Annotated in this window: 18 protein-coding genes and 2 pseudogenes; 12 read left to right on the top strand and 8 right to left on the bottom strand. The window is 72.2% G+C overall.

The annotated features are described in order from the left end of the window. The first annotated feature begins 95 nt into the window (after positions 1-95). Positions 96-1,862, top strand: a complete 1,767-nt coding sequence (locus tag ACFWYM_RS18330; RefSeq protein ID WP_384837518.1) for an ABC transporter ATP-binding protein — start codon at positions 96-98, stop codon at positions 1,860-1,862. A 29-nt stretch (positions 1,863-1,891) separates the two neighbouring features. Next, entirely contained in the window at positions 1,892-3,742 is a 1,851-nt protein-coding gene (locus ACFWYM_RS18325; RefSeq protein WP_384837607.1) for an ATP-binding cassette domain-containing protein, read from the top strand. On the opposite strand, the pseudogene ACFWYM_RS18320 reads toward ACFWYM_RS18325, so the two are convergent. Next, positions 3,668-3,910 (bottom strand): annotated as a pseudogene (locus ACFWYM_RS18320) (LuxR C-terminal-related transcriptional regulator); the annotation flags it as partial. The gene ACFWYM_RS18325 and the pseudogene ACFWYM_RS18320 overlap by 75 nt on opposite strands. Positions 3,911-4,424: 514 nt before the next feature. Then, positions 4,425-5,060 (bottom strand): TetR family transcriptional regulator, encoded by a 636-nt coding sequence (locus ACFWYM_RS18315; RefSeq protein WP_384837516.1) that lies wholly within the window; start codon positions 5,058-5,060, stop codon positions 4,425-4,427. 287 nt (positions 5,061-5,347) lie between these two features. On the opposite strand from ACFWYM_RS18315, the gene ACFWYM_RS18310 reads away from it, so the two are divergent. From ACFWYM_RS18310 to ACFWYM_RS18300, 3 genes and pseudogenes are all read left to right on the top strand, one after another. Beyond that, positions 5,348-6,757, top strand: coding sequence for a glycosyltransferase family 4 protein (locus ACFWYM_RS18310; protein ID WP_384837513.1), 1,410 nt, complete (start codon positions 5,348-5,350; stop codon positions 6,755-6,757). Next, positions 6,751-7,479, top strand: a pseudogene (locus ACFWYM_RS18305) (methyltransferase domain-containing protein); the annotation flags it as partial. The gene ACFWYM_RS18310 and the pseudogene ACFWYM_RS18305, both read left to right, overlap by 7 nt. 155 nt (positions 7,480-7,634) lie before the next feature. Beyond that, a complete protein-coding gene (locus tag ACFWYM_RS18300; RefSeq protein WP_384837510.1) occupies positions 7,635-8,708 on the top strand; it encodes a prenyltransferase in 1,074 nt (357 codons plus the stop codon). A 6-nt stretch (positions 8,709-8,714) separates the two neighbouring features. On the opposite strand, the gene ACFWYM_RS18295 is transcribed toward ACFWYM_RS18300, so the two are convergent. Continuing rightward, entirely contained in the window at positions 8,715-9,023 is a 309-nt protein-coding gene (locus ACFWYM_RS18295; protein WP_384837507.1) for a hypothetical protein, read from the bottom strand. 185 nt (positions 9,024-9,208) lie between these two features. On the opposite strand from ACFWYM_RS18295, the gene ACFWYM_RS18290 reads away from it, so the two are divergent. Beyond that, positions 9,209-9,721 carry a hypothetical protein gene (locus ACFWYM_RS18290; protein WP_384837504.1) on the top strand — a complete coding sequence of 171 codons (513 nt, stop codon included), beginning with the start codon at positions 9,209-9,211 and terminating at the stop codon, positions 9,719-9,721. Between the two features lie 22 nt (positions 9,722-9,743). On the opposite strand, the gene ACFWYM_RS18285 is transcribed toward ACFWYM_RS18290, so the two are convergent. From ACFWYM_RS18285 to ACFWYM_RS18265, 5 genes are all read right to left on the bottom strand, one after another. Next, positions 9,744-10,757: an LLM class F420-dependent oxidoreductase gene (locus tag ACFWYM_RS18285; protein ID WP_384837502.1), complete on the bottom strand. Its 1,014-nt coding sequence runs from the start codon at positions 10,755-10,757 to the stop codon at positions 9,744-9,746. Between the two features lie 140 nt (positions 10,758-10,897). Beyond that, entirely contained in the window at positions 10,898-11,785 is an 888-nt protein-coding gene (locus tag ACFWYM_RS18280; protein WP_384837499.1) for a hypothetical protein, read from the bottom strand. Between the two features lie 169 nt (positions 11,786-11,954). Next, positions 11,955-12,986 carry an N-acetylmuramoyl-L-alanine amidase gene (locus ACFWYM_RS18275; protein WP_384837496.1) on the bottom strand — a complete coding sequence of 344 codons (1,032 nt, stop codon included), beginning with the start codon at positions 12,984-12,986 and terminating at the stop codon, positions 11,955-11,957. Between the two features lie 22 nt (positions 12,987-13,008). Next, complete coding sequence (locus ACFWYM_RS18270; protein ID WP_384837493.1) at positions 13,009-13,665, bottom strand: class I SAM-dependent methyltransferase; 657 nt, start codon at positions 13,663-13,665, stop codon at positions 13,009-13,011. Between the two features lie 314 nt (positions 13,666-13,979). Beyond that, positions 13,980-15,749, bottom strand: a complete 1,770-nt coding sequence (locus ACFWYM_RS18265; RefSeq protein WP_384837490.1) for an MFS transporter — start codon at positions 15,747-15,749, stop codon at positions 13,980-13,982. A 287-nt stretch (positions 15,750-16,036) separates the two neighbouring features. On the opposite strand from ACFWYM_RS18265, the gene ACFWYM_RS18260 reads away from it, so the two are divergent. From ACFWYM_RS18260 to ACFWYM_RS18235, 6 genes are all read left to right on the top strand, one after another. Then, positions 16,037-18,220, top strand: coding sequence for an acyl-CoA dehydrogenase (locus tag ACFWYM_RS18260; RefSeq protein WP_384837487.1), 2,184 nt, complete (start codon positions 16,037-16,039; stop codon positions 18,218-18,220). 21 nt (positions 18,221-18,241) lie between these two features. Beyond that, complete coding sequence (locus ACFWYM_RS18255) at positions 18,242-19,432, top strand: lipid-transfer protein (protein ID WP_384837485.1); 1,191 nt, start codon at positions 18,242-18,244, stop codon at positions 19,430-19,432. Between the two features lie 85 nt (positions 19,433-19,517). Continuing rightward, on the top strand, positions 19,518-20,195 hold the full coding sequence (locus ACFWYM_RS18250) for a class I SAM-dependent DNA methyltransferase (protein ID WP_384837482.1): 678 nt from the start codon (positions 19,518-19,520) through the stop codon (positions 20,193-20,195). Between the two features lie 176 nt (positions 20,196-20,371). Beyond that, complete coding sequence (locus ACFWYM_RS18245) at positions 20,372-21,820, top strand: MFS transporter (RefSeq protein ID WP_384837604.1); 1,449 nt, start codon at positions 20,372-20,374, stop codon at positions 21,818-21,820. A 123-nt stretch (positions 21,821-21,943) separates the two neighbouring features. Further along, positions 21,944-22,489: a SigE family RNA polymerase sigma factor gene (locus ACFWYM_RS18240; RefSeq protein ID WP_384837479.1), complete on the top strand. Its 546-nt coding sequence runs from the start codon at positions 21,944-21,946 to the stop codon at positions 22,487-22,489. A gap of 4 nt (positions 22,490-22,493) precedes the next feature. Further along, the gene (locus ACFWYM_RS18235; RefSeq protein WP_384837476.1) at positions 22,494-23,297 is read left to right on the top strand and encodes a hypothetical protein; all 804 of its coding nucleotides are present in this window, start codon (positions 22,494-22,496) and stop codon (positions 23,295-23,297) included. Positions 23,298-23,447: the final 150 nt, after the last annotated feature.

Genomic DNA, 23,447 nt, shown 5'->3' with positions numbered 1-23,447 from the left:
GACGGGTCCGGGCGGCACTTCCCCCAGGAGGTCCGCCCGGTTCCTGTCTCCCCGCCACCGTCTCCCCACCCCGGACGCGAGGCCCCCGACCGCTTATGGCAACTCCTCTGGTGGACCCCCCAGTCGGCCCCGACCACATGGTGCGCACCGAGCTGCGGGCGAGCGCGCGCCGCTGTGCGGTCCTGTGCCTGCTCACCGTCGCCGTCGCGGGCGCCAACCTGATCCTCCCGCTCGCCATCGGGCACGCCCTCGACCGCCTGGTCGCCGGCGCCGACGCCACCCGCTGGGTGCTCGCCTGCGCGGCCCTCGTCGGCGGCATGGCCCTGCTCGACGGCTGCGAGGAAGTCCTCACCGGCACCACCAACGCCCGCACCACCGCCCGGATGCGCGAGCGCCTCGTGCGCCAGGTGTGCGGCGCCGGGCCGCGCGCCACCGCCCGCTTCACCCCCGGCGACCTCGTCGCCCGGCTCATCGGCAACGCCAACCAGGCGGGCGCCGCGCCCGCCACCCTCGCCGCGCTGCTCGCCGCCCTCGTCGGCCCGCTCGGCGCCGTCGTCGCGCTCGGCCTCATCGACCCCTGGCTGGCCGCCGTGTTCCTCGGCGGAGCGCCCGTACTGGCCCTCGTCCTCAAGGCGTTCACCCGCGCCTCGACCGACTGCGTCGCCCGCTACCAGCACACCCAGGGCGAGATCGCGGGGCTGCTCACCGAGGCGATCGGCGGCGCCCGCACCATCGCCGCCGCGCACACCCACACCAAGGAAGAGGCCCGCGTGCTGCGGCCGCTGCCCGAACTCTCCCGCCAGGGCCACCGGATGTGGCGGGTCCAGGGCCGCTCCCAGGCCCAGGCCCTCGCGGTTGCGCCCCTGCTCCAGCTCGGCGTCCTCGCCGTCGCGGGCCACCTCCTCATGAACCACCGGGTCTCCCTCGGCGACGTGCTGGCCGCCTCGCGCTACGCCATGCTCGCCACCGGCATCGGCGTCCTCGTCGGCCAGCTCTCCACCCTGGTGCGCGCCAGGACCGCCGGACGGCGCCTCGACGAGGTCCTCACGGAACCCGTCACGGCATACGGGACATCCGAACTCCCGGCCGGAAAGGGCAAGGTGGAGCTGCGCGGCGTGACGGCGCGCCGCGGGGAGCGCACCGTCCTCGACGGCGTCGACCTCGTCGTGCCCGCCGGACACACCCTCGCCGTCGTCGGCCGCTCCGGGGCGGGCAAGTCACTGCTCGCCGCCCTCGTGGGCCGCCTCGCCGACCCCGACGAGGGCACCGTGCTCCTCGACGGCGTGCCCCTGCGCGAGCTCGGCCACGAGGAGCTGCGCCGTGCCGTCGGCTACGCCTTCGAACGGCCCGCGCTGCTCGGCGCCACCATCGAGGGCACGATCGGTCTGGGGCTCCCGGCGCCGGGCCAAGCGGGCCCGAAGGGCTCCACCCGCATCCGTGCGGCCGCCCGCGCCGCCTGTGCCGATGCCTTCGTGCGCAGCCTGCCCGAGGGGTACGCAACGCCGTGCACCGAGGCCCCGCTCTCCGGGGGCGAGGTCCAACGCCTGGGCCTGGCAAGGGCGTTCGCGCGCGGCGGGCGGCTGCTCGTCCTCGACGACGCGCTGTCCAGCCTCGACACGGTCACCGAACACCGCATCGCCGAGTCGCTGCTGCGCCACACCCCCGAGTCCAGCCGCCTGATCATCGCCCACCGGGCCACCACGGCGGCCCGCGCCGACCTGGTGGCCTGGCTCGACGGCGGCCGCATCCGGGCGATGGGGGCGCACGCGGAACTGTGGCAACTCCCCGCGTACCGGGCCGTGTTCGGGGAGGCGGAGGAGGCAGACGAAGCCGGAGAGCCGGAGTGGACGGGGGAGGCGTGAGCGTGGCCGAAGGCACGTACCGCACAGGCATGCGCTTCCTCTGGGCCCGCCGGTGGGTCGTCGCCCAGCTCGCCTTCTGGTCGGTCCTGGAGACGGGCCAGACGTTCCTCACCGGGTACGCCCTCGCGCGCGCCCTCGACGAGGGGTTCCTCGCGGGCCGGGAGCAGACCGGGCTCGGCTGGCTCGGCGCCGCCGCGCTCGGGGTGCTCGCGGCGGCGTACGGGACGGGGCGGGTCTACCGGGCGGTGGCCCGGCTCGTGGAGCCGCTGCGGGACGCCCTCGCGCGGCGGGTGGTGGCGCGCGGCCTGCGGGACGCGGACGGGGCGGCGGTCTCCCGGCTCACCCAGCAGGTGGAGATCGCCCGGGACACCTTCGCGGGCCTCGTCATGGTCTCCCGCTCCTTCGTCTTCACCGCGGCGGGCGCCCTGATCGGCCTGTTCAAGCTCTCTCCCGCCCTGCTCCTGATCGTGGTCCCGCCGCTGTTCGCGGGGCTCCTCCTGTTCGCCCTGACGCTCGCGCCGCTGGCCCGCCGCCAGGAGGAGTTCCTGATCGCGGACGAGGAGCTCGCGGCCCGGCTCGGCGAGGTCTGCCCGGGGCTGCGGGACGTCACGGCGGCGGGCGCCGAGGAGCAGACGGCCACCGCGCTGAACGCGTCCATCGCGACGGAGGCCCGCACGGCCCGCACCCTGGCCCGCTGGGGCGTCCTGCGCCTGCTCGCCCTCACCGTCGGCGGCCAGCTGCCCATCGTCCTGCTCCTCGTGACGGCACCGTGGCTGCTCGACCACCAGGTGACGCCCGGCGATCTGGCGGGCGCCCTCGCCTACTTGACCCAGGCGCTCCTCCCGGCGCTGCACAACCTGGTGCACGGGCTGGGGGCGGGGGGATCGCGGCTGGTGATCGTGTTGCGGCGGCTGACGGCGGACACCTCGTCGCGACGGCCCGAACTCCCCAACTCCCGTTCGGAACCTGCTCCTTCGGAGACGGGGGCGCCAACTCCTGCCGTTCGGCTGACCTCCGTGACCTTCGCCTACGGGCCCCGCGCCGAACCCGTCGTACGGGACCTCGACCTCACCGTCGCGCGGGGTGAGCACCTGGCCGTCGTCGGGCCCAGCGGGGTGGGGAAGTCCACCCTGGCGGGGCTCGTGGCGGGGCTGCTCGTGCCGGGGGCGGGGAGCGTGCGGGTCGAGGGGCGGGAGGCGCGCTCGGCGGACGCGGTGGGGCGACGGGTGCTGATCCCGCAGGAGGCGTACGTCTTCAGCGGCACCCTCGGCGACAACCTGCGCTATCTGCGGGCCGAGCGCGACCCGCTGCCCGACGGGGAACTCGAGGCGGCCGCCGAGCTCATCGGGGCGGGCGACCTGGTGCGGCGGCTCGGGGGGCTCGAAGGGAGTGTCGAGCCCGGGGAACTCTCGGCGGGGGAGCGGCAGTTGATAGCCCTCACCCGCGCGTACGTGTCCCGTGCCGCCCTCGTCCTGCTCGACGAGGCCACCTGTCATCTGGACCCGGTGGCGGAGGCCCGCGCCGAGCGGGCGTTCGCGGCCCGGCCGGGGTCCACCCTCGTGGTGATCGCGCACCGCATCAGCTCGGCCCGCCGTGCAGGGCGCGTCCTGGTGATGGACGGGCCCCGCACCCTGTGTGGGCGGCACGGCGAACTCATCGAGCGGTCCCCGCTCTACCGCGACCTCGCGGGGAACTGGTCCCCGCAGGCCACGGCGGCGGTCTCACACCCAGCCCTCCCCCTGGGATATCCGTATGGCGTCGATCCTGTTGCGCGCCCCGGTCTTCCGGGTGATCGCGGCCATGTAGTTGCGCACCGTCCCGTTGGACAGATGGAGCCGGCGCGCGATGTCCGCGATCGACGCACCCCCGGCGGCGAGTGAGAGCACGCTCAACTCCCGCTGGGTCAGAGGCATGTCAGCCGCTTTCAGGAATCCGAAACCCAGTGACTCGTCCACGAAGCGCGCGCCCGCCGCGACCTGTCGGATCGCGATGAGCAGCCGTTCCGGCGGACTCGCCTTGTCGACGTAGCCGAGCGCCCCCGCCTCCATGGACCGCCGCAGCAGCCCGGGACGGTGCGTGCTGGCGAGCACGAGCAGCGGTGGGCCCCCTCGGCCCGGCGCGCCGTTCATGAGCTCGCCCAGCGGGGCGATTCCGTACGTCGTCTCACAGTCCAGGTCCGCCACGCAGACGTCGGGGCGTACCGCAGTGGTGTGACCCCGCGCTCCGCGCCACGGAGCGTGAAACACCTCCAAGTCAGGCTCGCGGGCGAGTCGTTCCGCCAGAGCCGATCGCAACAGACAGGCATCGTGCACGAGTAGTACCCGGATCACGCTCTGCCCCTCCAGCTCCGCATTTTCCGGTCCGTTTGCCTCGTATGGGCCCCGCCCGGAGGGTCTGGCCGAACGGGTCCCCAAGCACGCCAGAACATTCATAGCGGCGCCACCGGCGCCATGGACGCAGAGATCCGGCCAAGGGGAGGCCAAGAGGGGGCACGGGGCGCATCGGCCGCGCGGGCGTGCGCCCCCGCGCACCCGCCCGTGCGACGGGGCGGGCCGGTCCTCGCTACTGGGCGGGGCCCGTCTTCGGCGGCGGCGTCGTCAGGTCGATCAGCCGGCAGACCGTCTCGATGTCGATCTTCACCTGGGCGATCGAGGCGCGCCCGGAGAGCCAGGTGATCAGGGCCGAGTGCCAGGTGTGCTCGATGACGCGGACCGCGGAGAGCTGCTGGGCGGTCGGCGGCTCGGTGAGGCCCATGGCGTCCAGGATGATCGCCGTGGTGAGCCGCGAGACCGTGTCCACCTCGGGGCTGACGCTGCGGTCCGCGAAGGTCAGCGCCCGCACCATCGCGTCCGCGAGGTGCGGCTCCCGCTGCAGCGCGCGAAAGGCCCGCATGAGCGTCTCCGCGACCCGCTCGGCCGGGCTCTCGCCGCCGGGCGGGCGCTTGCGGATCGTGGTGTGCATGTGCTGGAGCTGGTCCTGCATGGTGGCGACCAGCAGATGGACCTTGGACGGGAAGTAGCGGTAGAGCGTGCCGAGGGCGACGCTCGACGACTCGGCCACCTCACGCATCTGCACCGCGTCGAAGCCGCCCCGGCTGGCGAGCTGGGCGCTGGCGTGCAGGATGCGGCGGCGGCGCGCCTCCTGGCGCTCGGTGAGGGGCGGCGACGCCGGAGTGCCTGTGTTCGCGTCCGCTGTCATAAGTCGCGTCAGTCCCCGTAAATCCCGTAAATCCCGTAAGTCCCGTTGTTCCGAACCAGGTTCCGTTGTCCCGAACCTGCTCCCGTTGTCCCGAACCGGGGAAGCTCCCCCGGGATCGCACAGCATGGCAGGGCCTGCGCCGTGGCGCGAATCACCTGATCCGGGCCTTACAGCTCGACTACCTGCCGGTAGATTCAAAGCGCATCGAGCGATCAAGTCTGAAACTTGTTCTAGATTACCGTCCCGGCGTAACCTCGCGGACAACTGCAGGGAGAAGGGGGCCGAGAGTGACCGCTGAGGCCGTGGAGGCGGGCCCCCGAGAGGGGTCGGACGGACCGGGAGGAGCCCAGGGGGACCGCCCGCTGCGCATCGCTCTCCTCACGTATAAGGGGAACCCGTTCTGCGGGGGCCAGGGCGTCTACGTCCGCCATCTCTCGCGCGAGCTGGCCCGGCTCGGCCACAGCGTCGAAGTGATCGGCGCCCAGCCCTATCCGGTGCTCGACGAGGGCCCCGGCCTCGAAGGTCTCCGGCTCACCGAGCTGCCGAGCCTGGACCTCTACCGCTCGCCGGACCCCTTCCGCACGCCGAAGCGGGACGAGTACCGCGACTGGGTCGACGCCCTCGAAGTGGCGACGATGTGGACCGGCGGCTTCCCCGAGCCCGCCACGTTCAGCCTGCGCGCCCGCCGTCATCTCCGCTCCCGGCGCGGCGAGTTCGACGTCGTGCACGACAACCAGACCCTCGGCTACGGGCTGTTGGGCGACCTGGGCGCACCGCTCGTCACGACGATCCATCACCCCATCACCGTGGACCGGCAGTTGGAGCTGGAGGCGGCGCCCGACTGGAAGCGCCGCGCCTCCGTCCGCCGCTGGTACGCGTTCACGCGCATGCAGAAGCGCGTCGCCCGCCGCCTCCCCTCCGTGCTCACCGTCTCCGGCACGTCCCGCCAGGAGATCATCGACCACCTCGGCGTCCGCCCCGGCCGCATCGACGTCGTGCACATCGGCGCCGACACGGACCTCTTCTCCCCGGACCCCTCGGTCGCGGAGGTCCCCGGCCGCATCGTCACCACCTCCAGCGCGGACGTCCCCCTCAAGGGCCTGGTCCACCTCGTCGAGGCGCTCGCCAAGGTGCGCACCGAGCACACCGCCGCGCACCTCGTCGTCGTCGGCAAGCGCCCCGAGGACGGCCCCGTCGCGACGGCCATCGAGCGGTACGGACTCGAGGGCGCCGTCGAGTTCGTCAAGGGCATCTCGGACGAGGAGCTGGTCGACCTGGTCCGCTCGGCCCAGGTCGCCTGCGTCCCTTCCCTGTACGAGGGCTTCTCCCTGCCCGCCGCGGAGGCGATGGCCACGGGGACGCCCCTGGTCGCCACGACCGGCGGCGCCATCCCCGAGGTCGCGGGCCCCGACGGCGAGACCTGCCTGGCGGTGCCGCCCGGCGACGCGGGCGCGCTGGCCGCCGGCCTCGGACGGCTTCTGGGTGACCCTGCCCTGCGGGCCCGGCTCGGCTCGGCGGGGCGGGAGCGGGTGCTTGCCAAGTTCACCTGGGCGCGAGCCGCGGAGGGCACGGTGGCCCGGTACCGGGCGGCCATCGAGTCGGGCCGCTCCGCGCCCCACGGTGCCCCCGGAGCCGCAGGCCCCGCCGAACCTGTCGAAGCCGCAGGCCCCCACCACGAAAGCAGGAGCACGTGCTGACCGTCGACTTCACCCGCTTCCCGCTCGCCGCAGGCGACCGCGTGCTCGATCTGGGCTGCGGCGCGGGCCGGCACGCCTTCGAGTGCTACCGGCGGGGAGCCCAGGTGGTGGCCCTGGACCAGAACGGCGAGGAGATCCGCGAGGTCGCCAAGTGGTTCGCGGCGATGAAGGAGGCGGGCGAGGCCCCGGCGGGCGCGACGGCCACCGCCATGGAGGGCGACGCCCTCAACCTCCCGTTCCCGGACGAGTCGTTCGACGTCGTGATCATCAGCGAGGTCATGGAGCACATCCCCGACGACAAGGGTGTGCTCGCCGAGATGGTCCGCGTGCTCAAGCCGGGCGGCCGCATCGCGGTGACCGTCCCGCGCTACGGCCCGGAGAAGGTCTGCTGGGCGCTGAGCGACGAGTACCACGAGGTCGAGGGCGGCCACATCCGCATCTACAGGGCGGACGAGCTCCTCGGCAGGATGAAGGAAGCCGGGCTCAAGCCGTACGGCACGCACCACGCGCACGCGCTGCACTCTCCCTACTGGTGGCTCAAGTGCGCGTTCGGCGTCGACAACGACAAGGCGCTGCCCGTCCGCGCGTACCACAAGCTCCTGGTCTGGGACATCATGAAGAAGCCCCTGGCCACGCGGGTCGCCGAGCAGCTCCTGAACCCGGTCGTGGGCAAGAGCTTCGTCGCGTACGCCACCAAGCCGCACTTGCCGCGGACCGAGGCGGCGGCGACCGAGGCGGCGGCGACCGAGGCGGCGGCCAAGAAGGCGCCCGCGAAGGCGCCCGCCAAGACGCCCGCGAAGGCTGGCGCGAAGTCGACCACCAAGACCGCCGCCACCAAGACCGCTGCCGCCAAGAAGACGACCCGGGCTGCCGCCAAGTGACGAGCCCCGAGCGGACCGAACGTCTCGTCCTGCCCGGCGTGCTGACCGCCGCCGAGGCCGCCGCCACCGTCCGCGGCATCCTGGCCGTCCAGCGCCCCGACGGCGCCATACCGTGGTTCCGGGGCCACCACCTCGACCCGTGGGACCACACCGAGGCGGCCATGGCCCTGGACGCGGCGGGCGAGCACCAGGCCGCCGCCCGCGCCTACGAGTGGCTGGCGCGCCACCAGAACCCGGACGGGTCCTGGTACGCGGCCTACGCGGACGGCGACGCGGAGGCGGTCACCGACCGGGGCCAGGAGAGCAACTTCTGCGCGTACATCGCCGTCGGCGTCTGGCACCACTACCTCTCCACGGGCGACGAGGCGTTCCTCGACCGCATGTGGCCGGTCGTGGTCGCGGCGATCGAGTTCGTCCTGGCGCTCCAGCAGCCCGGCGGCCAGATCGGCTGGAAGCGCGAGCCGGACGGCACCCCGGTCACGGACGCGCTCCTCACCGGTTCGTCCTCCGTCCACCAGGCTCTGCGCTGCGCCCTCGCCCTCGCCGAGCAGCGCGAAGAGCCGCAGCCCGACTGGGAGTTGGCGACGGGCGCGCTCGCCCACGCGGTCTGCCACCACCCCGAGCGGTTCCTGGACAAGGACCGCTACTCGATGGACTGGTACTACCCGGTCCTCGGCGGCGCCCTGACCGGGACGGCGGCCAAGTCCCGTATGGAGGAGGGCTGGGACCGCTTCGTGGTCCCCGGACTCGGGGTGCGCTGCGTCGTCCCCAATCCGTGGGTCACGGGCGGCGAGAGCGCCGAACTCGCCCTCGCCCTCTGGATCCTGGGCGAGTCCGACCGCGCCCTGGAGATCCTCCAGTCGATCCAGCACCTGCGCGACGCGGACTCGGGCCTCTACTGGACGGGATACGTCTACGAGGACAAGGCGATCTGGCCGGAGGAGCTGACCACCTGGACGGCGGGCTCACTGCTCCTCGCGGTGGCGGCGCTCGGCGGGGACGAGGCGACGTGCGCGGTGTTCTCGGGGGAGCGGCTGCCGACGGGCCTGCGCCCGGACTGCTGCACCTAGCCCTACCTACTTGTTGAGGCGGCGCAGACGGCCCGCGATCAGGTGGCCGGCCACGAGGTAGACCGCCGCGGCGAGGCCGTAGCCCGCGACGACCCGGGCCCAGGCGTCGTCGAACGTGAACAGGTCGTGGGACCAGCTCGCCAGCCACCGGGCCGCGCCGTGGACGACCCGGACGAGGTCGTTGGCTCGGTTGGCGTCGAGCAGGTACATCAGGATCCACAGCCCCAGGATCAGGGCCAGCACGTCGGTGACGACCACGATGACCTTGGCTGCTTCGTTGTTGCCGTAGCGATGTCGCAGAGAAGTCGGAGACATGGCGTACGGGTACCTGACGTGAGCGCGTCGAAACCCCGGGTGACTCCGGGGCCCGTCCCCGGATGGGCTCGCCCGGGTGGCGGCACCCGGTGGCGGGGGTGAGGCTGCGGTGAGAACCGCCCACCTCTCTGGAGGCCGCAGCCGTGGCAACACCGATATCTGCTGTATCCATCCGCCGTGCCGGAGTGTCCCTCACTCTCTGCTGCACCCTGCTCGTGGGCGCGACGGCCTGCAATGACGACGACAAGGACTCGGCGGCCACGCCCAGCGGCACCAGCTCCGCCGAGAAGCAGAAGTTCGCGAAGACCCGCTTCGTCACCAACGCGGGGCTCGCCGCCGGGGCGACGTACCAGTGGATCGTGAAGCCGTTCCGCGCGGGCAAGTTCAAGAACGGCGCGGACGGCCGCAAGTTCGCCCTGGTCAAGGCGGGCCTGGCGGGCGCCTTCACCTACAACCGCCTGAAGGCGGCGGTGAAGAACGCGCAGGGCGACCCGACCCTGGCGAAGGCGGTGGCCCCGCTGTCCGCGGGCATCGACGCGCTGAAGGACCTCCCCTCCAAGCTCCGCAAGGGCGACTCCACGGACTCGGTGGTGAACTCCTTCGACGGGATCATCAACTCGGTGAAGGACGCGGGCAAGAGCGCGGGCGCGGAGGTCAAGGACAAGGTGCCGTCGGCGGGAGAGCTGGCGAAGGGCTAGAGCCGGTCGCGTGGATCACGCCCTACCCGTTGAGCTCGGCCAGCACCCGCAACGTCTCCCGGTCCGGCGACAGCACCAACAGATCGGTCACCGGACCCTTGCGCCACAACTCCAGCCGCTCGGCGATCCGTTCACGCGGCCCCACCAACGAGATCTCATCGGCGAACGCGTCCGGCACGGCGAGCACGGCCTCCTCCCGCCGCCCCTCCAGGAACAGCTCCTGGATGCGGCGGGCCTCCGCCTCGTACCCCATGCGCGCCATCAGGTCGGCGTGGAAGTTCCGCGCGGAGTGCCCCATCCCCCCGATGTAGAACCCGAGCATCGCCTTGACGGGCAACAGCCCCTCACTCACGTCGTCGCAGACCTTCACCCGCGCCATGGGGGCGATGGTGAACCCCTCGGGCAGATCGGTGAGCGACGCCTCATAGACGTCGGTCCGCGTCGGCGACCAGTACAACGGCAGCCATCCGTCCGCGATCCGCGTGGTCTGGGCGATGTTCTTGGGCCCCTCCGCGCCCAGCAGGACGGGCAGTCGGGCCCGCAACGGATGAGTGATCGGCTTCAACGCCTTGCCGAGCCCCGTCCCGTCCTCCCCCCGATAAGGCAGCGGATGGAAGCGCCCGTCCGCCACCTCCACCGGCCCCTCGCGCCGCAGCACCTGCCGGATGACGTCCACGTACTCCCGGGTCGCGGTCAGCGGCGACTTCGGGAACGGCCGCCCGTACCACCCCTCCACCACCTGCGGCCCGGACAGCCCGAGCCCCAGCATCATGCGCCCGCCCGACAGATGGTCGAGGGTGAGGGCGTGCATGGCGGTGGTGGTGGGGGAGCGGGCCGCCATCTGGGCAACGGCCGTGCCCAGCCTGATCCTTGAGGTCTGCGCCGCGATCCAGGTCAGCGGCGTGAAGGCGTCCGAGCCCCAGGACTCGGCGGTCCACACGGAGTCGTACCCGAGGCGCTCGGCCTCCTGCGCGAGGGGCACGTGCTCGGCGCTCGGTCCGCGCCCCCAGTAGCCGAGTGCGAGTCCGAGCCGCATGGCGTGCCTCCCAGAGATCTTCCGACGCCGTATCCCGTATCTGACAGTACGTCAGTTACCGGCAGGAGGGCGACTGTACGACAACGGCCCCCCGCCCGGAAGGGCGAGGGGCCGTGCGATGTGCTGTCGGGGGCGTGACCTCAGCCGCGCTGGATCCCCGTGGTGTCCTGCAGGACGCCGCGACGGCCGTCCTGCGTCTGGGCCACCAGGCTCTGGCCGCGCTGCTCGACGGCCAAGTACCAGGTGCCGGGCGCCAGTTCGGCGATCGGCGTGGGCGAGCCGTCCTCCGCGTACAGCGGACGCGGCACCGGCACGGCGAACCAGAACGGGGAGAAGTCCCCGGCCGGAGCGGCGGCCTGCTGCTGCGCCTGCGGCGGCGGGGTCTGGCCACCGCCCTGCGGCTGCGCACCGTAGGGCTGACCCGGCTGGCCGCCCTGCGGCTGACCCGGCTGGCCCGGCTGCGCGCCGTACGGCTGCTGCGGCTGACCCTGCTGGGCGCCCGGGTAGCCGTAACCGCCCTGCGGCTGACCGCCGTAGGGCTGCGGGGCCGCGGGCTTCGGGCCGCCCATGAGGGGGGCCTTGAGGGCGGGGACGAGGTTGGTCGCGACGGCGGCGGCGGCGAGCGCCAGGGCGCCGATCAGACCGAGGATGAGGCCGACACCGGCGTCCGGCGACTTGCCGCCGCCGACGGAGCTGTCGAAGAAGAAGCCATAGGACTGGTCGGTGTCGAAGATCGCGCCGAGCGCGCTCCACGCGGAGCCGACGGTGAAGGCGGCGCCGACCTGCCCCAGGTCGAGGCCCACGACCTTGGTCTGCGCGGGCAGCGCGCGGCCGAAGACGATCAGCGCGGCACCGATGATGCCGAGCAGGTACACGCTCAGCAGCAGGTTGCCGTTTTCCCAGGCGTTGGGCAGCTTGTCGCTGGGGGCGCCGTCGATGTCGAGGGTGTCGAGGAACGAGGCGATGAAGAGCAACACCGCTGCTCCGATCACCACGCCGTCGCCTCGAGTGAGGGAGCGGAAATTCACTTCAGGTCCTTCGTCAGTCGTCTCGTCAGTGGAGGCGTCGCTGTCGCCGTAGTCGCGGTCGTGTCGCGGTGCGCGAAGCGCGGGGGTGGCCCCTCATCGTACGGAGGACAATATCGTCCATGCGGGTGGGGTGTCTGCTCGGGATAAAGAGATCACAGGCAGCTGTGACCTACCCCCGCAGAAACCCCACGATTCCCTCAGAGATCCCCTGCGCCGCCTTCTGCCGCCACGCGCCGCTCGTGAGCTGGGCGGAGTCCTTGGCGTCCCGCATGTTGCCGCATTCGATGAACACCTTGGGGACGGTCGAGAGATTGAGGCCGCCGAGGTCCTTGCGGACATCGAGACCCGTGCCGTCGCCCACATAGTTGGAGGGCGCGCTGCCCGTCACCCGCAGGAACTTCCCGGCGATGCGTTCGCCCAACTCCCGTGACGGGGCGACGATTCCGGAGGTATCGGCCGAACCCGACTGCACCTTCGCGGGGAGAATGACGTGAAAGCCGCGATTTCCGGCGGCCGAGCCGTCCGCGTGCACCGAGACGACGGCGTCCGCGTGGGCCTTGTTGCCGATCTGCGCGCGCTCGTCGACACAGGGGCCCCAGGGCCGGTCGCCGTCCTGCGTGAACTTGACCGTTGCGCCTTCTTTTTCGAGCAGGGTGCGCAGGCGACGGGAGACGTCGAGGGTGAACTGGGCTTCCGTATAGCCGTTGTTGGTGGATGTGCCCGTTGTGTCACATTCCTTTTGGTTCGTCCCGATGTCCACCGGTCGGTTGATCTCGGTGGTGTGGCGGAAGTTACCGGAGTTGTGGCCGGGGTCGATCACGACGACCTTGCCCTTGAGGGGGCCGGAGGCGGCGGGGCGGGAGGAGTGTGAAGGTTTGGAGGACGTGGACGGCGCGGACGGATCGGACGGCTTGGAGCTCGATCCGTGCCCTTTGTCGTTCTTCCCCTTCTCCTTCTCCTTGTCCGGTCCCGTCTCGCCCTTGCCGTCCGGATCGGAGGACGCCGAGGAGCTCGACGCGGGCGGGGCGCCCTGCGAGTCCTTGCCACCGTCGTCCGCCGTCGCGTCCCAGATCAGCCAGCCCGCCAGACATGCGGGGACCAGCGCGGCGGCCGCCACGGTGAGGGGACGGCCGCCGAAGCGGCGACGGCGGGGGGACCCTGACGGATCCGCGGGCTCGAATTCCGGACCTACGTACGACACGTCAGCGAGCCTAACCGCCGGGTCAGATGCCCGCTCCCGTTCGCCGCAGGACGCGGAGGGACTCGGTCGCCGACACCTCCGTGAACGCGCCGGAGGCCAGGGCCCGCAGATAGATGCGGTACGGGGCCTGGCCCGTCCACTCGTCCACCGGGTCCGGGAAGACGTCGTGGATGGCGAGGAGCCCGCCCTCGGCGAGCTTGGGGGCCCAGCCCTCGTAGTCGGCCGTCGCGTGCTCGTCGGTGTGGCCGCCGTCGATGAAGACGAGGCCGAGGGGGCCGCCCCATGCCGCCGCCACCTTCGGCGAGCGGCCCACGAGCGCGATCACGTGTTCCTCCAGGCCCGCCTTGTGCAGGGTGCGGCGGAAGGTGGGAAGCGTGTCCATCAGGCCGACTTCCGGGTCCACGGTCTCGGGGTCGTGGTAGTCCCAGCCGGGCTGCTGCTCCTCGCTGCCGCGGTGGTGGTCGACGGTGAGCGCGCTCACGGATGCCTCGCGGGCGGCGGCGGCGAGCAGGATGGTGGAGCGGCCGCAGTAGGTGCCGACCTCGAGGAGGGGGAGGCCGAGGCGGGCGGCCTCGGTTGCCGCGGTGTAGAGGGCGAGGCCCTCGGTGAGCGGCATGAAGCCCTTCGCCGCCTCGAAGGCGGCGAGGGTCTCGGGCTTGGGTTCCGAGGTGGGCTCCATGGGGTTCCTCCGGGGGGGGGTACGTATGTGCGGGCCGTGGCGGCTCATGGTGCCGTACGGGTTTTCCTTTCCCCAATCCCGCCCCTACCCGAATACGGCGACTCCGTCGGCCCTGGGGCGGGCTTCCTGGGGCTTCGCCCCTAGACCCCCTTTTTTCGGCCTGGACGGCCTCGTCCTCAAGCGCCGGCCCACCCGCCCATAGAGAAGCCCGTCCGGCGCTTGAGGACGAGCCGCGTCAGCGGCGATAGGGGGGTGCCCCAGGGCCGACGGAGTCGCCGTATTCGGGAAGGGGCGGGACTGGGGAAAAGAAGGAGTCAGGCCGGAACGCCACTCTCCCCCGGCAGCGCCAAGTCCACCTCGACCGCCGCATCCGCCCCGGGATGCACCGCAGAGGAAGCCCGCGGCGCATGCCCCGAAGCCGTCGCGGCCAGCACATAGTTCCCGTCCCCCGGCACGGCGAGTGCGTAGTGCCCCTCGTGGTCGGTGAGCGCAGCCCCCGCCTGCCGCCCGCGAGGGTCGATCAGCGTGACCTTGGCCCGCGCGACCGGCGCCCCGGCCGGGTCGAGCACCCGCCCGTGGAAACCGGCCGGCGACAGCGCCTCCGTGGCGCGCTCCAGCGCCGCGTCCTCCTCGCTGCTCGCCCGCAGCTGCGGCTTCTGAGACGCCGTGGCCGCCGCCCGCCCCCGCGACGGCAGCAGCAGCGCGAAGAGCAGCCCCACCGCCACCGCCCCCGTGGCGATCAGGAACGACACCCGGAACCCGTGCATCGTGGGCACCGCGACCGGCCCGACGTGGTTGGCCGTGTTCGCCAGGACCATGCCGATGACGGCGCTCGACACCGACGTACCGATGGAGCGCATCAGGGTGTTGAGGCCGTTGGCCGCGCCCGTCTCGGACGGGTCGACGGCGCCGATGATCAGGGCCGGAAGCGAGGAGTAGGCGAGGCCGATGCCCGCGCCCAGGACCACCGCGATGACCACGGTCTGCCAGGCGGCGCTCATCAGGCCGAGGCCCGCGCCGTAGCCGATGGCGATGACCAGCATGCCGAGGATGAGGGTGAGCTTCGGGCCGTACTTCGCGGAGAGGCGGGCGTAGACCGGGGCGATCAGCATCATCGTCAGGCCGAGCGGCGCCACGCACAGACCCGCGACGACCATCGACTGGCCGAGGCCGTAGCCGGTCGAGGTCGGCAGCTGGAGGAGCTGGGGCAGGACCAGCGAGACCGCGTAGAAGGCGACGCCGACCATGATCGAGGCGAGGTTGGTGAAGAGCACCGAGCGCTTGGCCGTGGTGCGCAGGTCCACCAGCGGCGCCGTCATGCGCAGTTCCAGCACGCCCCAGAGGACGAGGACGACGGCCGCCGCTCCGAACAGGCCGAGCGTGGTGCCCGAACTCCAGCCCCAGTCGCTGCCCTTGGTGATGGGCAGGAGGAAGAGGACGAGGCCCGCGGAGAGGCCGAGCGCCCCCAGCACGTCGAAGGTGCCCTCCGCCCGCACCCTGCTCTCCGGTACGAAGATCAGGGTCAGGATGATCGAGAGGGTGCCGAGTCCGGCGGAGCCGAAGAAGAGGGCGTGCCAGTCGGCGTGCTGTGCGGTGAGCGCCGCGAGCGGCAGGGCGAGGCCGCCGCCGACGCCGATGGAGGAGCTCATCAGGGCCATCGCGGAGCCGAGCTTCTCGCGGGGCAGCTCGTCGCGCATCAGGCCGATGCCGAGCGGGATGGCGCCCATCGCGAAGCCCTGCAGCGCGCGGCCGACGATCATCACGAGGAGGTCGTCGGTGAACGCGCAGACGAGGGAGCCGACGACCATGACGGCCAGGCTCGTGAGCAGCATCCGCCGCTTGCCGTAGAGGTCGCCGAGCCGTCCCATGATCGGGGTGGCGACGGCGCCCGCGAGCAGGGTCGCGGTCATGACCCAGGTGGCGTTGGACGGCGCCGTGCTCAGCAGGGTCGGCAGGTCCTTGATGACCGGGACGAGCAGCGTCTGCATGACGGCGACGACGATCCCGGCGAAGGCGAGTACGGGGACGACTCCGCGGGTGCCGCGGGTGCGGGAGCCGCGTATGGGGGTCGTCGACTGCGACATTACGGGGGGCCTCCGGTGCGGAAGTGGTTCTTGGCAGGTGTGCGTGGGCACGGGTACGTGCAGGTTGAACTTGTTTCCCCGGGCGACTATTCCGACGAGTGTCGTACCAGGGGAAGTCTTGACCTTTTGTTAACCAGGACGCCTGGCGGGCCCGTGGGGAGCAGCGATTCTCCGCCGAACCGGAGGCCGCGTCCGGCCGCGTCCGATGTATCTGACCTTCCGTCAGATTGAAACGTGTTCTACTCTGACGCCGTTCCGGAAGCTGCTACCGGCGAGGACGGACGCGCATGGGGATCGGAATCACCGAAGAACAACGGGAGTTGGCGGCGGCCGCGCGCGGCTGGATCACCCGCGCCATGCCCCCCGAAGAGGTCCGCAAGCTGCTCGACGCCCCGCCCGGCGGCGGTCGCCCCGCCTACTGGGACGGGCTCGCCGAGCAGGGCCTGCTCGCGGCGCACCTGCCCGAGGAGTACGGGGGCGGGGGCGGCACCCTGGTCGACCTGGCCGTCGTCGTGGAGGAGGCGGCGCGGGCCGCGCTGCCCGGGCCCTTCCTCGCCAGCGGCCTCGCCTCCCTCGTGCTGCACCGCGCCGGGGCCCGCGCGCTCGCGGCCGATCTCGCGAGCGGCGCGCGTATCGGGGCCGTCGCCCTCGGCCCCGGCAGTCTCACCGCCGTCGTGGACGCGGACGGCCTCACCCTCGACGGGACCGCGCCGCCCGTGCTCGGCGGAGCCGACGCGGACCTGGTGATCCTCGCGGCGCAGGCGGCCCAGGGCGCCGTCTGGGTCGCCGTCGACACGAGCGCGCTGACCCTCCGTACGCACGAGAGCGCCGATCCGACCCGGCCCACCGCCGAGGTGCGCGCCGACGGTGTGCGGGTCCCGGCCGGCCGGATCCTCGCCGTGGACTCCGCGGCCGTCCGCGATCTGGCCGCCGTCGTGCTCGCCGCCGACGCCTGCGGCACTGCGGCCTGGGCGCTGCACACCGCCGCCGAACACGCCAAGGTGCGCGAGCAGTTCGGGCGGCCCATCGGGCAGTTCCAGGGCGTCAAGCACCTGTGCGCCGACATGCTCGTGCGCGTCGAGCAGGCCCGCGCCCTCACCTGGGACGCGGCCCGCGCCGCCGACGAGGCGGTGACGCCGGACGTGCGCGCGCTGACCGCCGCGCTCGCCGCCGCGACGGCGCTCGACGCCGCGTACTCCTGCGCCAAGGACTGCATCCAGATCCTCGGCGGCATCGGCTTCACCTGGGAGCACGACGCCCATCTGTATCTGCGGCGGGCCGTCGTCGCCCGGCAGCTCCTCGGCGCCGGGGACGCGCACCGGCTGCGCGCCGTGCGGCTCGCGGCCGACGGCGCGCGCCGCGAGCTCCGCATCGAACTGCCCGAGGAGGCGCAGACGTACCGGGAGCAGGCGCGCGCGGTCATCGAGAAGGCGCGCGGCCTCGACCCCGCCGCCGCCCGCACCGCCCTCGCCCCCACCGGCTATGCGGCCCCGCACCTGCCGCCGCCCTACGGGCTCGGCGCCGGACCGGTCCAACAGCTCGCCGTGCAGCAGGAGTTGGCGGCCGCCGGGGTCAAGCTGAGCGACCTCGGCATCGCCACCTGGGTGGTGCCGTCCCTCATCGCGTACGGGACCCAGGAGCAGCAGGAGCGCTTCCTCGGGCCCACCCTGCGCGGTGAACTCCTGTGGTGCCAGCTGTTCAGCGAGCCCGGCGCCGGATCCGACCTCGCCTCGCTGCGCACCAAGGCCGAGCGCACCCCCGAGGGCGGCTGGCGGGTCAGCGGCCAGAAGGTGTGGACGAGCGCCGCGCAGTGGGCCGACCACGGCATCCTGCTGGCCCGCACCAACCCCGAAGCCCCCAAGCACAAGGGGCTCACCTACTTCCTCGTCGACATGAAGGCCGCGCATTCCACAGAGGGGCCCGGCATCGACATCCGGCCGCTGAAGGAGATCACCGGGGACTCCCTCTTCAACGAGGTCTACTTCGACGACGTGTTGCTGCCCGCCGACTCCGTCGTCGGCACGGTCGACGACGGCTGGCGCGTGGCCCGCAACACGCTCGGCAACGAACGCGTCCACATGGCCGACCAGTTGACCTTCGACACCGGCCTCGAAGCGCTCATCGCCCGCGCCGCCGACCTCGACGGCGCGACCCGCGCCCGGATCGGTGCCCTCGCCGCCGAGGCGCACGCCCTCGCCTGCATCGGCCTGCGCACCACCACCCAGCAGGTGGCGGGCGCCGAGCCGGGCGCGGGCGCCTCCATCCGCAAGCTCGTGCAGACCCCGCACCAGCAGAAGGTCGCCGAACTCGCCCTGGAGCTGCTCGGACCGGACGGCGCGGTGCGCGAGGGCACGGGGGAGCGGGCGCTGCACGGATTCCTCATGTCCCGCTGTCTGACCATCGCGGGCGGCACCACCCAGGTCCAGCTCAATGTCGTCGCCGAGCGCATCCTCGGCCTGCCCCGCGACTGACCCATCACGGAAAGGGACACCATGAAGGCGTACATCGTCGGCGTAGGCATGACGAAGTTCGAGAAGCCCGAGACGCGCGACTGGCAGTACTGGGACATGGCGAAGGAGGCGGGCACCAACGCCCTTGAGGATGCCGGGATTTCGTACGAGAAGGTGGAGCAGGTCCCGGTCGGCTACTGCTTCCAGGCGTCCACCGCCGGACAGCGCGCCGCCTATGAACTGGGCCTGACGGGCGTCCCCGTCTACAACGTCAACAACAACTGCGCGACCGCCTCGACCGCACTGATGATGGCCCGTCAGTTCGTCGAAGGCGGCCTGAACGACTGCGTGCTGGCGCTCGGCTTCGAGAAGATGGCGCGCGGCTCACTGGGCGGCGGCAGCGACGGCGGCGACTTCAAGACCTCGCCCGTCGCCCGCCACTACGGCGTCATGGCGGCGAAGCACGGCTTCGAGATGTCCCCGCCCACCGCGCAGATCTTCGGCAACGCGGCCCGCGAGCACATGGAGAAGTACGGCACAACAGCCGCTCAGCTGGCGGCCGTTGGCGCCAAGAACCACCGGCACTCGGTGAACAACCCGTACGCCCAGTTCCAGGACGCGTACACCGTCGACGAGATCCTCGCCGCCAAGCCCATCCACGAGCCGCTCACCAAGCTCCAGTGCTCGCCGACCTCGGACGGCTCGGCGGCGGCGGTGGTGGTCTCGGAGCGGTTCGTGGAGGAGCACGGCCTGGAGGCGAAGGCCGTGGAGATCGCGGCGCAGGCCATGACGACCGACACCGGCGAGTCCTTCGACTCCGGCTCCTGCATCGACGTCGTCGGCCGGCCCATGTCCCGGGCGGCCGCGCGCCAGGTGTACGAGGCGTCGGGGCTCGGCATCGAGGACGTCGACGTCGTCGAGCTGCACGACTGCTTCTCCATCAACGAGCTCCTCACCTACGAGGCGCTCGGCATGTGCGCGCCGGGCGAGTCCGGCAAGCTCGTGGAGAGCGGCGCGACGACGTACGGCGGCCGCTGGGTGGTGAACCCCTCCGGCGGACTGATCTCCAAGGGCCACCCGCTCGGCGCCACCGGCATCGCCCAAGTCGCCGAGCTGACCTGGCAGTTGCGCGGCGAGGCAGACGCCCGGCAGGTCGCGGGGGCCCGGGTGGGGCTCGCGCACAACATCGGGCTGGGGGGCGCGGCGGTGGTGACGCTGCTGCGGCGGGGCTGATCCCGCCGGTGCCGGCGGGGAGCCGGTGGAGAGCCGGTGGGGCTGACGCCGCCGTTGTCAGTGGGCGCGGCTAGGGTCCCGGTCCATGACTGAAGCCGCCTACATCCAGACCGCCCGCGCCGCGTACGACGTCATGGCCGCCCACTACAACGACCACTTCAACTTCCGCGCCGAGCCCGTCGCCAGCCCGTACGACCGGGCCGTGCTCGCCACGTACGCCGAGCTCCTCGACGGCGCCGGCGCCGGCGCACGGGTGGCCGATGTGGGGTGCGGGACCGGGCGTGTGACGGCGCACCTGGACGGGCTCGGTGTGGACGTCTTCGGCGTGGACCTGTCGCCGGGGATGCTCGCCGAGGCGCGCCGTGACCACCCGGGGCTGCGCTTCGACGAGGGCTCGATGACGTCGCTCGGCCTCGCGGACGGCTCGCTCGCAGGCATCGTCGCCTGGTACTCGCTGATCCACATCGCGCCGGCGGAGGTGCCGGACGTGCTCGCCGGATTCGCCCGGGTCCTGGCCCCCGGCGGGCTGCTCCTGCTCGCCTTCCAGGTAGGCGACGAGTCCCTCCACCTGACGGAGGCGTTCGGGCACGAGATCGGCATCGACTTCCACCGGATGCGGCCGGAGCGCCTCGAGGGACAGCTGGCCGAGGCCGGGTTCACGGTGGACTCCCGGCTGGTACGAGCACCCGCGGGGCCGATGGAGCGCACGGAGCAGGCGTACATGATCGCGCGCAAGGGCGGCCCTCTCGGTCCGCTCGCCTAGGGCCTGTCCGGCGGATCAGGCCGCATGATTCCGAGCTGTGCCGTCCGCCGCAGATCGGCGTGCCACAGCCCGCGACCGCGGCAAGATCCGCCGGACAGGTCGTAGCCGACCTAGGTCTGGCGGCCGAGCTCCCTCGGGCCAAAATCCCATGTACGGGGCATCCGGTGGCTGAGAGGATGTCCGTCATGCCCTCAAGCTCGACCGACACGTACATACCCACGCCCGGCGCCGCCGCCCGCAAGGCCGCGCCGCTGTGGGCCGTCCTCCTCACCGCCTGCGCCGGCCAGTTCCTGGTCGTCCTGGACGTGTCCGTGGTGAACACGGCACTTCCCTCCATGCGCGCCGACCTGGGCATGAGCGCGACCGGGCTGCAATGGGTGGTCAACGCCTACTCGATCGCGTTCGCCGGGTTCATGCTGCTCGGCGGCCGCGCGGGCGACCTCTTCGGGCGGAAGCGGATGTTCCTCGTCGGCCTCGGGCTCTTCACCGCGGCGTCCCTCGCGGGCGGCCTCGCCCAGGCCGAGTGGCAGCTGCTCCTGGCGCGCGCCGTGCAGGGGCTCGGCGCCGCGGTGCTCGCGCCGTCGACGCTGACGATCCTCACCTCCGCGGTGCCGGAGGGCCCGGAGCGGGTGCGGGCCATCGGGACCTGGGCGGCGGTCGGCGCGGGCGGCGGCGCGGCGGGCGGCCTGGTCGGCGGGGTCCTCACGGACCTGCTCTCCTGGCGCTGGGTGCTCCTGATCAACGTGCCGATCGGCGCGCTCGTCCTGGCCGCCGGGGCGCTGTGGCTGACGGAGGGCCGCGCGGGCGAGCGGCACCGGATCGACCTGCCGGGCGCGGTCCTGGTGACGGCCGGGCTCGCCACCCTCGCGTACGGCATCGTGCAGACGGAGGCGGAGGGCTGGACGGCGGCGAAGACCCTGTTCCCCCTGACCGCGGGCCTGCTCCTCCTCGCCCTCTTCCTCCTGGTGGAGGCGCGGACGAAGGCGCCGCTGATGCCGCTGAAGCTGTTCAAGGTGCGCTCGGTGTCGGCGGCGAACGCCGCGATGTTCGTGTGCGGCGGCGGCATGTTCGCGATGTGGATGTTCATGACGCTGTACGCGCAGAACGTCCTCGGCTACTCCCCGCTCAAGGCGGGCCTGGCGCTCATCCCCTCCTCCCTCACGATCGTCCTCGGCTCGAAGCTGGCGCCGCGCGTGATGCCGGTGATCGGCGCGAAGAACGTCTCGGTGCTCGGCGTCCTGGTGGCGGCGGCCGGCTTCGGCTGGCAGTCGACGATGACCGCCGACGGCTCCTACGTCACGTCGATCCTGTTCCCCGGCATCGTGATGATGTTCGGCGCGGGCTTCGCCACGACCCCGCTGGCCTCCCTGGCCACGTCGGGCGCGGCCCCGGGCGACGCGGGCCTGGTCTCGGGCCTGGTCAACACGTCCCGCACGATGGGCGGCGCGCTCGGCCTCGCGGTGCTCTCCACGGTGGCGGCGTCGAAGATGGCGGGCTCGACGAGCCCGGAGGCGCTGACGGCCGGGTACGCGATGGCGTTCCGTACGAGTGGATTCATCCTGCTGGTGGCGGTTGTGGTGCTGCTGGTGTGGATGCCCGGACAAAAGGTGAACTCTCGCCCCTGACAAGGGAATTGAACGGCCCGGCTCGCCGATTTCGGCTCTCTCCCCTGGGTTTCCTTCTCCCTCCCCGGGATTCGAGGCAACGGTTTTCGACCCCCATGGACTCCCCTATGCAAGGAGGTACTCATGGGGGAGCGAAAGCAGACTCTGGACGAAGAGTTCCAGGGGTTCGTCGTGCACCGCTGGCCACAGCTGATGCGCACGGCATTCCTTCTGACGGGGGAGCAGCACGCCGCCGAGGACTTGGTGCAGTCGTCCTTGGAGCGGACGTACGTGTCCTGGCGCAAGGTGACCGCGGCCGGTGACCCGGACGCGTACGTGCGCCGGATCATGATCAACGCACATGCGCGCAAACACCGCAGAAAGCTGAAGGAGTTCCTCTCCTTCCAGGACTCGGCCCCGATATTCGAGGCGGCCGACGGACCCGAGCAGGGCGACCGCATGGCCCAGTCCGACGTCCGGGCGGCCCTGCTCCAGGCCCTGTCCCAACTCCCGCTGCGCCAGCGCGAAGCGGTGGTCCTGCGTTACTGGGAGGACCTGAGCGAGACCCAGACCGCCGAGGCCATGGGCTGCTCGGTCGGCGCGGTGAAGAGCAACGCCGCGAAGGGGATCGCCAAACTCCGCGCCATACCGGTACTGACCGCGACGGTCGCCGCCCGAGGGGAGAAGTGAACCAATGACCGGTGAACCGATGATCAGTGAACAGGACATGGCACACCACGACATCGCCCTCCGCCTGGCCGAGGCGGCGGACGAGGTGGAGGTCGGCATACCCCCCTACGCCGCGGTGATGCGGGGCGGCCGCCGCCGCAGGGCGCGCCGCTGGGCGGTCGGGGCGGCGACGGCGCTTGCCCTCGCGGGCTCCACGGGGACGATCGCGCTGGCGGTGGTGGACGGGCGGGAGCAGTCGCAGGTGGCGTCGCGGGACGGGACGCCGGAGGAGCGGCATGTGTACATCCCGCAGTTCACCATCCTCACGGACCTCTACGACGAGAACGCGGAGGAGGAGGGCAAGGCGGAGCTCCAGGTCTGGGGCGCACCGCTGACCGACGCCGAGGCGAAGGAGCAGAAGAAGCGGATGATCCAGGCGGGCGTCTGGACGGCACGCGAGACGGATCCGACGGCCGCCGAGGGCCGGTCCTGGCACGTCGTGATGGTGACCGTCGACGGCAAGAGGCAGCCGACATCCTTCGGCTTCCAGGAGAAGCAGACGAAGGGAGACGACGGCCTGGGATATGAGGCGGCGCGGGTCACGGTAGAGGGCCGCCATCTGACCGTCGGGCATGTGGGTCCCAAGGTGAAGGACGTCTCATTCGAGTACGACGGAGGCACGGCGGAGCCTCCTCTGTCGAGGGCGAAGGGCGCCACGGACAGGTGGTTCGTGCAGGACGACGACGACCCGGGCCCGGACGGGAAGTTGCTGAAGGTGAAGGTGTTCGACGCGAAGGGCAAGTCGAAGGTGGTGAGCGTAGAGGACTGAGCCCGTCCGATGCCCGTGGACGAGGTGTGCAGCGCCGCCCCCCCCCTACCCCCCCGACCCCCAAACCCCCCCCCCCCCCCCCCCCGCCGCGGGGTAGGGACAAGGCGCGGAAGGCGCAAAGGGGGCAAGGGGGGGGACCCCAAAAAAAGG

The sequence above is a fragment of the Streptomyces sp. NPDC059009 genome, assembly GCF_042740175.1.
Taxonomy (GTDB): Bacteria; Actinomycetota; Actinomycetes; order Streptomycetales; family Streptomycetaceae; genus Streptomyces.
This window is presented reverse-complemented; position numbering and strand designations above follow the sequence as displayed.

Excerpts from the sequence above, each read along its gene's own strand:
- ACFWYM_RS18330 (WP_384837518.1), top strand. The coding sequence starts at position 96 with ATGGCAACTCCTCTGGTGGACCCCCCAGTCGGCCCCGACCACATGGTG.
- ACFWYM_RS18325 (WP_384837607.1), top strand. The coding sequence starts at position 1,892 with ATGCGCTTCCTCTGGGCCCGCCGGTGGGTCGTCGCCCAGCTCGCCTTC.
- ACFWYM_RS18315 (WP_384837516.1), bottom strand. The coding sequence starts at position 5,060 with ATGACAGCGGACGCGAACACAGGCACTCCGGCGTCGCCGCCCCTCACC.
- ACFWYM_RS18295 (WP_384837507.1), bottom strand. The coding sequence starts at position 9,023 with ATGTCTCCGACTTCTCTGCGACATCGCTACGGCAACAACGAAGCAGCC.
- ACFWYM_RS18285 (WP_384837502.1), bottom strand. The coding sequence starts at position 10,757 with ATGCGGCTCGGACTCGCACTCGGCTACTGGGGGCGCGGACCGAGCGCC.
- ACFWYM_RS18270 (WP_384837493.1), bottom strand. The coding sequence starts at position 13,665 with ATGGAGCCCACCTCGGAACCCAAGCCCGAGACCCTCGCCGCCTTCGAG.
- ACFWYM_RS18265 (WP_384837490.1), bottom strand. The coding sequence starts at position 15,749 with ATGTCGCAGTCGACGACCCCCATACGCGGCTCCCGCACCCGCGGCACC.
- ACFWYM_RS18260 (WP_384837487.1), top strand. The coding sequence starts at position 16,037 with ATGGGGATCGGAATCACCGAAGAACAACGGGAGTTGGCGGCGGCCGCG.
- ACFWYM_RS18255 (WP_384837485.1), top strand. The coding sequence starts at position 18,242 with ATGAAGGCGTACATCGTCGGCGTAGGCATGACGAAGTTCGAGAAGCCC.
- ACFWYM_RS18250 (WP_384837482.1), top strand. The coding sequence starts at position 19,518 with ATGACTGAAGCCGCCTACATCCAGACCGCCCGCGCCGCGTACGACGTC.
- ACFWYM_RS18245 (WP_384837604.1), top strand. The coding sequence starts at position 20,372 with ATGTCCGTCATGCCCTCAAGCTCGACCGACACGTACATACCCACGCCC.
- ACFWYM_RS18240 (WP_384837479.1), top strand. The coding sequence starts at position 21,944 with ATGGGGGAGCGAAAGCAGACTCTGGACGAAGAGTTCCAGGGGTTCGTC.
- ACFWYM_RS18235 (WP_384837476.1), top strand. The coding sequence starts at position 22,494 with ATGACCGGTGAACCGATGATCAGTGAACAGGACATGGCACACCACGAC.